This window comes from Streptomyces sp. NPDC088810, assembly GCF_044750305.1.
Taxonomy (GTDB): domain Bacteria; phylum Actinomycetota; class Actinomycetes; order Streptomycetales; family Streptomycetaceae; genus Streptomyces.
In genome coordinates, this window is sequence record NZ_JBIVJQ010000004.1 from 402,028 (window position 1) to 413,778 (window position 11,751).

11 protein-coding genes are annotated in these 11,751 nt (G+C 71.0%); 4 read left to right on the forward strand and 7 right to left on the reverse strand.

Annotated elements, in window-relative coordinates; translation table 11 throughout:
* Positions 1–51 precede the first annotated feature (51 nt).
* The 4 genes from ACIP4Y_RS16385 to ACIP4Y_RS16400 form a co-directional block, all read right to left on the reverse strand.
* Positions 52–1,176, reverse strand: a complete 1,125-nt coding sequence (locus ACIP4Y_RS16385; RefSeq protein WP_358647323.1) for a GuaB3 family IMP dehydrogenase-related protein — start codon at positions 1,174–1,176, stop codon at positions 52–54.
* 139 nt (positions 1,177–1,315) lie between these two features.
* A complete protein-coding gene (guaB, locus tag ACIP4Y_RS16390) occupies positions 1,316–2,824 on the reverse strand; it encodes an IMP dehydrogenase (RefSeq protein WP_358647322.1) in 1,509 nt (502 codons plus the stop codon).
* A 164-nt stretch (positions 2,825–2,988) separates the two neighbouring features.
* The gene (locus ACIP4Y_RS16395) at positions 2,989–3,576 is read right to left on the reverse strand and encodes a sigma-70 family RNA polymerase sigma factor (RefSeq protein WP_030641278.1); all 588 of its coding nucleotides are present in this window, start codon (positions 3,574–3,576) and stop codon (positions 2,989–2,991) included.
* A 1,292-nt stretch (positions 3,577–4,868) separates the two neighbouring features.
* Positions 4,869–5,480: a response regulator transcription factor gene (locus tag ACIP4Y_RS16400; RefSeq protein WP_003948568.1), complete on the reverse strand. Its 612-nt coding sequence runs from the start codon at positions 5,478–5,480 to the stop codon at positions 4,869–4,871.
* 381 nt (positions 5,481–5,861) lie between these two features.
* On the opposite strand from ACIP4Y_RS16400, the gene ACIP4Y_RS16405 reads away from it, so the two are divergent.
* A complete protein-coding gene (locus tag ACIP4Y_RS16405; RefSeq protein WP_030641276.1) occupies positions 5,862–6,191 on the forward strand; it encodes a WhiB family transcriptional regulator in 330 nt (109 codons plus the stop codon).
* Positions 6,192–6,283: 92 nt separating this feature from the next.
* Here the strand turns inward: ACIP4Y_RS16405 and ACIP4Y_RS16410 are convergent, their stop codons facing one another.
* Entirely contained in the window at positions 6,284–7,192 is a 909-nt protein-coding gene (locus tag ACIP4Y_RS16410; protein ID WP_401393367.1) for a LysR family transcriptional regulator, read from the reverse strand.
* A gap of 79 nt (positions 7,193–7,271) precedes the next feature.
* Between ACIP4Y_RS16410 and ACIP4Y_RS16415 the strand changes: the two genes are divergently transcribed.
* The 3 genes from ACIP4Y_RS16415 to ACIP4Y_RS16425 all read left to right on the forward strand — a co-directional run bounded on the left by ACIP4Y_RS16415 (position 7,272) and on the right by ACIP4Y_RS16425 (position 9,571).
* Positions 7,272–7,940, forward strand: coding sequence for an MOSC domain-containing protein (locus ACIP4Y_RS16415; RefSeq protein WP_401393370.1), 669 nt, complete (start codon positions 7,272–7,274; stop codon positions 7,938–7,940).
* 76 nt (positions 7,941–8,016) lie between these two features.
* On the forward strand, positions 8,017–8,790 hold the full coding sequence (locus ACIP4Y_RS16420; protein WP_401393373.1) for an SDR family NAD(P)-dependent oxidoreductase: 774 nt from the start codon (positions 8,017–8,019) through the stop codon (positions 8,788–8,790).
* A gap of 73 nt (positions 8,791–8,863) precedes the next feature.
* The gene (locus tag ACIP4Y_RS16425) at positions 8,864–9,571 is read left to right on the forward strand and encodes an ester cyclase (RefSeq protein ID WP_401393376.1); all 708 of its coding nucleotides are present in this window, start codon (positions 8,864–8,866) and stop codon (positions 9,569–9,571) included.
* A gap of 62 nt (positions 9,572–9,633) precedes the next feature.
* On the opposite strand, the gene groL is transcribed toward ACIP4Y_RS16425, so the two are convergent.
* Together groL and groES are read right to left on the reverse strand one after the other, a co-directional pair.
* Entirely contained in the window at positions 9,634–11,262 is a 1,629-nt protein-coding gene (gene groL, locus ACIP4Y_RS16430; RefSeq protein WP_358645292.1) for a chaperonin GroEL, read from the reverse strand.
* A gap of 118 nt (positions 11,263–11,380) precedes the next feature.
* Positions 11,381–11,689 (reverse strand): co-chaperone GroES, encoded by a 309-nt coding sequence (gene groES / locus ACIP4Y_RS16435; RefSeq protein WP_004955293.1) that lies wholly within the window; start codon positions 11,687–11,689, stop codon positions 11,381–11,383.
* Between the last annotated feature and the right edge of the window lie 62 nt (positions 11,690–11,751).

Here is an 11,751-nt window from a genome sequence, read left to right on the forward strand (position 1 = left end):
ATCCGCTCGGGATGACCGGCCCTTCCGGCGTCGTGGCGACCGCCCCGGCGACTACCGGCTGTGCTGGCTGTCCGCGACCGTCACCTCGACGCGCTGGAACTCCTTCAGCTCGCTGTAGCCGGTGGTGGCCATGGCGCGGCGCAGGGCGCCGAAGAAGTTCATCGAGCCGTCCGGGGTGTGCGACGGGCCGGTGAGGATCTCCTCGATCGTGCCGACCGTGCCGAGGTCGACCTTCTTGCCGCGCGGCAGCTCCTCGTTCACCGCCTCCATGCCCCAGTGGTGGCCCTTGCCGGGCGCGTCCGTGCCCCGGGCCAGCGGGGAGCCCATCATGACCGCGTCGGCGCCGCAGGCGATCGCCTTGGGCAGGTCGCCGGACCAGCCGACGCCGCCGTCTGCGATCACGTGCACGTACCGGCCGCCGGACTCGTCCATGTAGTCCCGGCGGGCAGCGGCCACGTCGGCGACGGCCGTGGCCATCGGGACCTGGATGCCGAGGACGTTGCGCGTGGTGTGCGCGGCGCCGCCGCCGAAGCCGACCAGGACGCCGGCCGCGCCGGTGCGCATCAGGTGCAGCGCGGCGGTGTAGGTGGCGCAGCCGCCGACGATCACCGGGACGTCCAGCTCGTAGATGAACTGCTTCAGGTTCAGCGGCTCGTGCGAGGACGACACGTGCTCCGCCGAGACCGTCGTACCGCGGATGACGAAGATGTCCACGCCCGCGTCGACGACCGCCTTGGAGAACTGGGCGGTGCGCTGCGGGGAGAGCGCCGCGGCGGTGACCACGCCGGAGTCGCGGACCTCCTTGATGCGGGCGCCGATCAGCTCCTCCTTGATCGGTGCCGCGTAGATCTCCTGGAGGCGGCGGGTCGCCTGCTCGGCGGGCAGCTCGGCGATCTCGTCCAGCAGCGGCTGCGGGTCCTCGTGCCGCGTCCACAGGCCCTCGAGGTTGAGCACGCCCAGGCCGCCCAGCTCGCCGATGCGGATGGCGGTGGCCGGGGAGACCACGGAGTCCATGGGAGCGGCCAGGAAGGGCAGCTCGAAGCGGTAGGCGTCGATCTGCCAGGCGATCGAGACCTCCTTCGGGTCCCGCGTACGGCGGCTGGGGACGACGGCGATGTCGTCGAAGGCGTACGCCCGGCGGCCGCGCTTGCCGCGCCCGATCTCGATCTCAGTCACGTTGGTGGCCTTTCCCTATGCGTTGCAGCGCCTTCCAGTATCGCCGACGGGTACGACAAGGGCGGCCCCGGATCGTCCGGGGCCGCCCTTTCACCGGTGGCACGCGCGCGCGTGAAGGCCCGCGCGTGCCACCTGGGAGCTACCGCTTGCTGCTGTAGTTCGGCGCCTCGACCGTCATCTGGATGTCGTGCGGGTGGCTCTCCTTCAGACCCGCCGAGGTGATCCGCACGAACCGGCCGCCCGCCTGCAGCTCGGGGACCGTCCTGCCGCCGACGTAGAACATCGACTGGCGCAGGCCGCCGACCAGCTGGTGGACGACGGAGGACAGCGGGCCGCGGTAGGGCACCTGGCCCTCGATGCCCTCGGGGATCAGCTGCTCGTCGGAGGCGACACCCTCCTGGAAGTAGCGGTCCTTGGAGAACGACCTGCGGTCGCCGCGGGACTGCATGGCACCGAGCGAGCCCATGCCGCGGTACGACTTGAACTGCTTGCCGTTGATGAACAGCAGCTCGCCCGGGGACTCCTCGCAGCCCGCGAGCAGGGAGCCGAGCATCACCGTGTCGGCGCCCGCGACGAGGGCCTTGGCGATGTCGCCGGAGTACTGCAGGCCGCCGTCGCCGATGACCGGGACACCGGCGTCCTTGGCGGCGAGCGCGGCCTCGTAGATCGCGGTGACCTGGGGGACGCCGACGCCGGCGACCACACGGGTCGTACAGATGGAGCCCGGCCCGACACCGACCTTGATGCCGTCGGCGCCCGCGTCGACCAGCGCCTGCGCGCCGTCGCGGGTGGCGACGTTGCCGCCGATGACGTCGACGCCGGAGGAGTTCGACTTGATCTTGGCGATCATGTCGCCGACCAGACGGGAGTGGCCGTGCGCGGTGTCCACGACGATGAAGTCGACGCCCGCCTCGATCAGGGCCTGGGCGCGCTCGAAGGCGTCACCGGCGACACCGACCGCGGCGCCGACCAGCAGGCGGCCCTCGGCGTCCTTGGCGGCGTTCGGGTACTTCTCCGCCTTGACGAAATCCTTGACCGTGATCAGGCCCTTGAGGACGCCCTCGTCGTCGACCAGCGGCAGCTTCTCGATCTTGTGCTTGCGCAGCAGCTCCATGGCCTCCGGGCCGGAGATGCCGACCTTGCCGGTGACCAGCGGCATCGGGGTCATGACCTCGTGCACGCGGCGGCTGCGGTCGCTCTCGAAGGCCATGTCCCGGTTGGTGACGATGCCGAGCAGCTTCTTGTCGCTGCCGGTCACCGGGACGCCGCTGATGCGGAACTTGGCGCACAGCGCGTCGGCCTCGGCGAGCGTGGCCTCCGGGTGGATGGTGATCGGGTCGGTGACCATGCCGGACTCGGAGCGCTTCACCAGGTCGACCTGGTTGGCCTGGTCCTCGATGGAGAGGTTGCGGTGCAGGACGCCGACGCCGCCCTGGCGGGCCATCGCGATCGCCATGCGGGACTCGGTCACCTTGTCCATGGCGGCGGACAGCAGCGGGATGTTGACCCGCACGTTCTTCGAGACGTACGAGGCGGTGTCGATCTCGTCGGGTGCCATGTCCGACGGGCCCGGCAGCAGCAGCACGTCGTCGTAGGTCAGCCCGAGTGTCGCGAATTTACCGGGCACTCCGTCGACGTTGGCAGTCATGACACCTTCCCCAAATGGCCTTGATCGGTGCGGATGTCCATGCTAACGGGAAGCGTCGCTAGCAAATTCCACGGTACGGGGTCGCTCGGGGCTTCGTATGTTCGTACGGAACCGGCGGCGGACCTGTTCAGCGAAGGAGCCACGAGGGCTCTCCGCAGGGGGGATTACTGTTCGGCGAGCGCCCTGAGGCGGCTCAGAGCCCGGTGCTGGGCCACCCGGACCGCGCCGGGTGACATTCCCAACATCTGCCCGGTCTCCTCCGCGGTCAAGCCCACGGCGATGCGCAGCAGGAGCAGCTCCCGCTGGTTCTCCGGGAGGTTGGCCAGCAGTTTCTTGGCCCACTCCGCGTCGCTGCTGAGCAGGGCGCGCTCCTCGGGGCCGAGGGAGTCGTCGGGCCGCTCGGGCATCTCGTCGGACGGCACCGCGGTCGACCCCGGGTGGCGCATCGCCGCGCGCTGGAGGTCGGCGACCTTGTGGGAGGCGATGGCGAAGACGAACGCCTCGAAGGGGCGGCCGGTGTCGCGGTAGCGGGGCAGGGCGAGGAGGACCGCCACGCAGACCTCCTGGGCGAGGTCCTCCACGAAGTGGCGCGCGTCGCCGGGGAGCCTGGACAGCCGGGTGCGGCAGTAGCGCAACGCCAGCGGGTGGACATGGGCGAGCAGATCGTGCGTGGCCTGCTCGTCCCCGTCGACGGCACGATGCACGAGCGCACCGATCGCCCCATGGGCCGTGCCCGCCTCGTCGTCGCGCATCGGTCCATGGTGCCCTGAGGCCGTCCGGTCCGTCGCATCGTGCTCGTGGTTGTGCACCGAAGCGTTATGAGCAGGTGCGCCGGCACTCATTCCCTGCGCCCTCCCCTTCCGCTCGACCGACTCGTCCCCGAGAGACTCCACATCTCAAGGATGCGGCATCCGCGCCGAAACGAGCAGCGCGCGTCCGGCGGGCCGCCTTGCACAGGCCCCTCCGGGGGGTTCGGCGGTGTAGTGCGCCGGCGCGCTCGCGGACCGTGTCGGGTCGCCTTGTGCGCCGGTGGGCATCGCCGTGTGGGGCGTACCACCGGAGCGCCGGTGTCGGGGGCGCTCGCAGGCCGGCGTGTACGGCGATGTCGTACGTCCATGCCGACCGGGTGTCGGGGCAGGGACCTGCTGGTTCTCGTCGCCCGCGGCACGCCGAGGCCGACCCCCGGGCGCTCGGAGCGGCACGCCTCGCACGCCCCTATCAAGGCGCGACCCGGTCGGGGCGCGACCACGGCACCCCTGTCGGCCACCGCACGCCACCGCCCCCCCGGGGCGCCCGCCCGGGTGCCGCCGATGCCGTCATGGAGCACACGGGCATCGAGACGAAGCACACAGCGGACCGGGGAGCGCAAGAGCGCCGGTAGGGAGCGGACGAGCACACCGGTCCGGAGGACGTGCGGCCCCTCCCGGCCGCCCCGGGCATCCCCGGCGGCGCCACACGGGAGCGCCGGACCGCCGGTCCACCGATCCGCCAGACCGGCCCGGTCAAGCCGGGCCGTCAGCGAGTCAGCCGAGAGCGAGCCAGGCGCCGGCAAGCCACCCGCCCGCGAACCGACCGCCGGCAAGCCACCCGCCCGCGAACCGACCACAGCCGCCAGCGAGCCGGCCACCGACAAGCCACCCGTCGGCATACCGACCGCCGGCAAGCCACCCGCCGGCGAACCGGCCGTCAGCCAGACACCCCTCGGGGAACCACCCGTCGACAAGCCACCCGCCGGCATACCGACCACCGGCAAGCCACCCGCCCGCGAACCAGTCACCGCCAAGCCACCCGCCAGCGAACCGCCTGTCCCCCAGGCATCCGCCGGCGAACCACCCGTCGGCAAGTCCCGCGCCGGCGCTGCCCGCCCGACACCCGTCGGCGAGCCAGCCGCCCGCCCGACACCCGCCGGCGGACCAGCCACCGGCCGGACACCCGCCGAGCAGACGCCCGCCGGCGAACCGACCCCCCGCCCGCGCGGATGCCGCGCGCAGGAGCCGGACCGGAGGGTGACCGGCGCCGGGCGGCCCGCAGGGCCTCGCATCGGTTACCGGACCAGTCCCCAGCGGAAGCCGAGGGCCACCGCGTGGGCCCGGTCCGAGGCGCCGAGCTTCTTGAACAGGCGCCGGGCGTGCGTCTTGACCGTGTCCTCGGAGAGGAACAGCTCACGGCCGATCTCGGCGTTCGAGCGGCCGTGGCTCATGCCCTCCAGGACCTGGATCTCGCGCGCGGTGAGCGTGGGCGCGGCGCCCATCTCGGCCGAGCGCAGGCGGCGCGGGGCGAGCCGCCAGGTCGGGTCGGCGAGGGCCTGCGTCACCGTGGCGCGCAGCTCCGCGCGCGAGGCGTCCTTGTGCAGGTAGCCACGCGCCCCGGCGGCGACCGCGAGGGCCACGCCGTCCAGGTCCTCTGCGACGGTGAGCATGATGATGCGCGCGCCGGGGTCGGCCGACAGCAGCCGGCGCACGGTCTCGACGCCGCCCAGACCGGGCATGCGCACGTCCATCAGGATGAGGTCGGAACGGTCGGCGCCCCAGCGGCGGAGGACTTCCTCGCCGTTGGCCGCCGTCGTCACGCGCTCGACACCGGGCACGGTCGCGACCGCGCGGCGCAGTGCTTCTCGGGCAAGCGGGGAGTCGTCGCAGACGAGGACGGATGTCATGACCGCCCTCCGCAGCTGATGCGCGTCACCTTGAGCCTCCAGGCTGGTACGGAATCGTCACCTGTGCGGTCGACCGTCTCGGACGCCTGCCCGAGCCCTTGTGTTTTCAACCGCCTCCGCACTCTCAACGACGGTCACTCGAAAGAGTTACGGGGCTGCGTGCCGTCTTCGGCACTGTACGTGAGGGGGTCGACACGATGCAGACATGCCCAACGGACCCACAAGTTTTCATCACAACCTATGCCCCATTTGGCCCTTTTTCTTCCCGTTTTGCAGTGTCCGGGGCTAGATTCGCAATGAGTCATATTTTCATCTCCTTAGACCGGAGATGTACGGTCGTTGGCACCGTATCCGCCCAGAACGGCGACAAGGGGTCACGTAATGGCAGATTTCTCCCGCCTTCCCGGACCGAACGCGGACCTGTGGGACTGGCAGCTGCTGGCTGCCTGCCGCGGCGTGGACAGCTCGCTCTTCTTCCACCCGGAGGGCGAGCGCGGGGCGGCTCGGAGCGCTCGCGAGAACTCGGCCAAAGAGGTCTGCATGAGGTGCCCGGTCCGTGCGGAGTGCGCGGCGCACGCACTGGCGGTGCGCGAGCCGTACGGAGTCTGGGGCGGACTGACCGAGGACGAGCGTGAGGAGTTGATGGGGCGGGCGCGCAACCGCCTGGTGGCGGCGTCGACCACCAGCGGGGACACCGCCTCGGATCACTGAAGGAACGTTTCTTCATCCATTCGGAACCATGACCGGGCACGCGCGCGCGTGCCCGTGACTCGCTCCGCGTGACCTCTGGCCCGCAGTGACCCCTATCCGCGCCCGGCCGGACGGGCGGCACGGGCCAGTTGCTCCAGCGTCGCCGACACGGCCGGCACCTGTGCCAGGTCGGGCAGGGTGAGGGCGACGATCTCCCGCCGTACCGCCGGTTCCAGCCGTACCGTGCGCACGCCCCGGGGCCGCACCGACTCCACGGCCAGCTGGGGCAGTACGGCGACGCCGAGGCCCGCGCCGACCAGGCCGACCACGGCCGGGTAGTCGTCGGTGGCGAAGTCGATGCGCGGGCTGAAACCGGCCCCCTCGCACACCTCGATCAGCTGGCCGCGGCAGCGCGGGCAGCCCGCGATCCAGGGCTCCTGGGCCAGCTCCCCGATCGCGACGGCCTCCGCGCGCGCGAGCCGGTGCCGTTCGGGCACCAGGGCGACCAGGCGGTCGGTCAGCAGGGGGCGTACGACGAGGTCGTCCCAGTCCTCGGCGACCGCGGCGCCCTCGTAACGGAAGGCCAGGGCCAGGTCGCAGTCGCCTTCGCGGAGCAGTTCGACGGACCGCGGGGGCTCGGCCTCCTCCAGAGAGACCCGGGTGCCGGGGTGGGCGGCGCGCAGGGCGGCCAGGGCGGTGGGGACCAGGGTGGAGCTGCCGCTGGGGAAGGACACCAGCCGGACCCGGCCCGCGCGCAGCCCGGCGATGGCGGCGACCTCCTCCTCGGCGGCGGTGAGCCCCGCGAGGATGCCCGAGGCGTGCCGGACGAGGGCCTCGCCGGCCTGGGTGAGGCGCATCTCGCGCCCGGTGCGGACCAGCAGCGGGGTGCCGACCGAGGCCTCCAGGGCCTTCATCTGCTGGCTGACGGCCGGCTGGGTGCAGCCCAGCTGGCGCCCCGCGGCGGAGAAGGAGCCGGTGGTGGCGACGGCGCGCAGGACGCGGAGATGACGGGCCTCGATCACCTCTTGAGCATAAGGCAGCCTTGGGTGCGGCGCCCGATAATGCGTCGACACTTTGGGCCCGATCACTTACCGTGCGGGCATGAAGCTTCTTTCCGTCAATCTGGGCAGCCCCCGGCAGGTCTCCTACACCAGCCAGCCGCAGGGTCTGACCGGCATCGACAAGCACCCGGCCGACGGGCCCGTGCGAGTGGCGGCGCCGGGGCCCAAGGGGATCGGCGCGAGCGGGCTGGCCGGGGACGCGGTGTGCCACACGCGCCACCACGGCGGGAACGACCAGGCGGTGTACGCGTACGCCCGCGAGGACCTCGACGTGTGGGAGCGCGAACTCGGCCGGTCGTTGGCCAATGGTTGCTTCGGCGAGAACCTGACGACGGACGGTCTCGACGTCTCCGGGGCGCTGATCGGCGAACGCTGGCGGATCGGTGCCGAGGTGGTGCTGGAGGTGACCGCGGGCCGCATCCCGTGCCACACGTTCCAGGGCCATCTGGGCGAACGCGGCTGGGTCAGGAGGTTCACACGGAAGGGCGCAACGGGTGCCTACCTCCGGGTGATCCAGGCGGGCGAGATCCGGGCCGGAGACCCGGTCGAGATCGTGCACCGGCCGGACCACGGGGTGACGGCGACGATGCAGTTCCGCGCGGTCACCACCGAGCGCGAGCTGCTGCCCCGGCTGCTCGCGGCGGGCGAGGCGCTGCACACCGAGACGCTGGCGCAGGCCCGGGCGTACGTGGCGGAGCACGGGGCCTGAACTGCCGTCAGGAGGTCGGCCGGCATGGGCGAGGCGGGCAACGGAGGCCGCCGCTCCCGGTCACTACCCTTGGGCCATGACAACGTCTCTGATTACGGGATCGACCGCGGGGATCGGTGCCGCGTTCGCGCGCCGGCTGGCGGCGGACGGGCACGACCTCGTCCTGGTGGCCCGGGACACCAAGCGGCTGCGCGAGCAGGCGACGGAACTGCACGACCGGCACGGCATCGAGGTGGAGGTGCTGACCGCCGACCTGTCCGAGGACAAGGGGATCGAGGCGGTCGCCGACCGGCTCGGCGACCGGAAGAACCCGGTCGACCTGCTGATCAACAATGCCGGCTTCGGCAACAAGGGCCGCTACCTGGACGTGGCGATGGCGGACGAGCTGCGGATGCTCAAGGTGCACTGCGAGGCGGTGCTCCGGCTGACGTCGGCGGCGGCCGAGGCGATGCGCGAACGCGGCCGGGGCGGGGTGGTGAACGTCGCCTCGGTGGCCGCGTTCGTCCCGCGCGGCACGTACGGCGCGTCCAAGGCCTGGGTCGTGCAGTTCACCCAGGGCGCGGCGAAGGACCTGGCCGGCAGCGGGGTCCGGCTGATGGCGCTGTGCCCGGGATTCGTGCGCACCGAGTTCCACCAGCGGGCCGGGATGGGCACGGACAACATCCCGGGCTGGATGTGGCTGGACGCCGACAAGCTGGTCGCGGCGGCCCTGGCCGATCTCGCGCGCGGCAGGACGCTGTCCATCCCGGATCCCCGGTACAAGGCGCTGATGGGGCTGGTGAAGGTGACCCCGCGCGGGCTGCTGGGCGGGATCAGTTCCCGGACGGGGCGCAAGTACGGGCCGCAGTAGCGGCGGTGGCGCTGCCGTCCCGGTGGGAAAATGGGCGGGACGGTACCGGACCAGGGGGGCCGGAGGCGGCGCCATGACCTTCGTACAGCTCATCGAGTGCAGGACGAGCCGGCTGGACGAGATGAACCGGCTCATCGACGACTGGGTCGAGCAGACCAAGGGGAAGCGGACGGCGACGCACGCGGTGGTCGGCACGGACCGCTCCGACGCGTCGCACATCGTGGAAGTGGTGGAGTTCCCGTCCTACGAGGACGCGATGCGGAACTCGAACCTCCCGGAGACCGACCGGATCTTCCGGGAGATGGTCGCGCTGTGCGACGAGATGCCGACGTTCGTCGATCTGGACGTCGTACGGGACGAGTACCTGATGGTGCACACCGTGCGGCGGTTCTTCGAGGCGCTCGCGACCGCGGGCGAGCTGCCGCCGCTCAACGACCTGCTGGACGAGGACGTCCACGGCCACGACCCGGTGAACCCGCAGGACACCATCGGGCTGGACAACGCCCGCGCCGAGTTCCGGATGTGGCGCGGCGCCTTCGACTTCGCGTTCACGGTCGAGGACGTGATCGCCCAGGGTGAGCGGGCCTGCGCGCGGTGGACGTGGAACGCGACGCACAAGGGCGACTTCCTGGGGGTCGGGCCCACCGGCAGGCAGGTCACCATGACGGGGATGACGCTGTTCCGGTTCGCCGACAACGGCAAGATCGCCGAGATCTGGTGGCAGCACGACCAGCTGGGGCTGATGCAGCAGCTCGGCGCGCTGGACGCGTTGGAGCAGTAGACAGGGCGAAGGCCCGGCTCCCCGTCCGGGGTGCCGGGCCTTCGTTTTCAGGCGCGGGTCGCTCAGTGGGCGTGACCGTGGCTGTGGCCGTGGCCCGCGGCCTCCGGCTCCTCTTCCTTCTTCTCGACGACCAGGGTCTCGGTCGTGAGCAGCAGGGAGGCGATGGAGGCGGCGTTCTCCAGGGCGGAGCGGGTGACCTTGACCGGGTCGATGACGCCGGCCTTGACCAGGTCTCCGTACTCGCCGGTGGCGGCGTTGTAGCCCTGCCCCTTGTCCAGGTCCTTGACCTTGGACACGATGACGTAGCCCTCCTGGCCGGCGTTCTCGCCGATCCAGCGCAGCGGCTCGACCACGGCGTTGCGGACGACCGCGACACCGGTGGCCTCGTCGCCGGTCTTGTCGAGGTTGCCCTCGAGGACCTTGGAGGAGTGGACCAGGGCGGAGCCACCACCGGAGACGATGCCCTCCTCGACCGCGGCGCGGGTCGCGGAGATGGCGTCCTCCAGACGGTGCTTCTTCTCCTTCAGCTCCACCTCGGTGGCGGCGCCGACCTTGATCACGCACACGCCGCCGGCCAGCTTCGCGAGGCGCTCCTGGAGCTTCTCGCGGTCCCAGTCGGAGTCGGTGTTCTCGATCTCGGCCTTGATCTGGGCGACGCGGCCCTGCACGTCCTCGGACTTGCCGGCGCCGTCGACGATCGTGGTGTCGTCCTTGGTGACGGTGACGCGGCGGGCGGAGCCGAGCACGTCGATGCCGACCTGGTCGAGCTTGAGGCCGACCTCCTCGGAGATGACGGTGGCGCCGGTGAGGACGGCCATGTCCTGCAGCATCGCCTTGCGGCGGTCGCCGAAGCCGGGGGCCTTCACCGCGACGGCGTTGAAGGTGCCGCGGATCTTGTTGACGACCAGGGTCGACAGGGCCTCGCCCTCGAGGTCCTCGGCGATGATCAGCAGCGGCTTGGAGGAGCCGGCCTGGATGACCTTCTCCAGCAGCGGCAGCAGCTCCGTGATGGCGGAGATCTTGCCCTGGTGGATGAGGATGTACGGGTCCTCCAGGACGGCCTCCATGCGCTCCTGGTCCGTCACGAAGTACGGCGACAGGTAGCCCTTGTCGAAGGCCATGCCCTCGGTGAAGTCCAGCTCCAGACCGAAGGTGTTGGACTCCTCGACGGTGATGACACCGTCCTTGCCGACCTTGTCCATCGCCTCGGCGATCAGCTCGCCGACCTGCTGGTCCTGGGCGGACAGCGCGGCGACGGCGGCGATGTCGGACTTCTCGTCGATCGGGCGGGCCGAGGCCAGCAGGTCGTCGGAGATGGCCTTGACCGCGGCGTCGATGCCCTTCTTCAGGGCGGCCGGGGAGGCACCGGCGGCGACGTTCTTCAGACCCTCGCGGACCAGCGCCTGGGCGAGGACGGTGGCGGTGGTGGTGCCGTCACCAGCGATGTCGTTGGTCTTGGTCGCCACCTCCTTCACCAGCTGCGCGCCGAGGTTCTCGTACGGGTCCTCGATCTCCACCTCACGGGCGATCGTGACACCGTCGTTGGTGATGGTGGGGGCGCCGAACTTCTTGTCGATGACGACGTTGCGGCCCTTGGGGCCGATCGTCACCTTGACGGTGTCGGCAAGCTTGTTGACGCCGCGCTCAAGGGCGCGACGGGCGTCCTCGTCGAACTTCAGGATCTTCGCCATGGCAGCGGGAGCCCTCTCGGAAATCTGTGGGTGAAAAACGCCGCGCCCCGGGCGCCCGGCTTCTTATCGATCGCGGGGGCCAGGGGCGCAGCTTCAAGCAGAGAGTCGCTTGAGGTGATTACTTCTCGATGATCGCGAGGACGTCGCGAGCCGAGAGGACGAGGTACTCGTCGCCGTTGTACTTCACCTCGGTGCCGCCGTACTTGCTGTAGAGGACGACGTCGCCGACCTTGACGTCGAGCGGCAGACGCTCGCCGTTCTCGAACCGGCCCGGGCCCACGGCGAGGACGGCGCCCTCCTGGGGCTTCTCCTTCGCGGTGTCCGGGATGACCAGGCCAGAGGCCGTGGTCTGCTCGGCGTCCAGCGGCTGGACCACGATGCGGTCCTCGAGCGGCTTGATGGCAACCTTGGAGCTGGCGGTCGTCACGATCCGACCTCCCCCTTCGGAGATCTCACGGGGTTAACTGTCTGAGGTGGCGACCAGGTCGA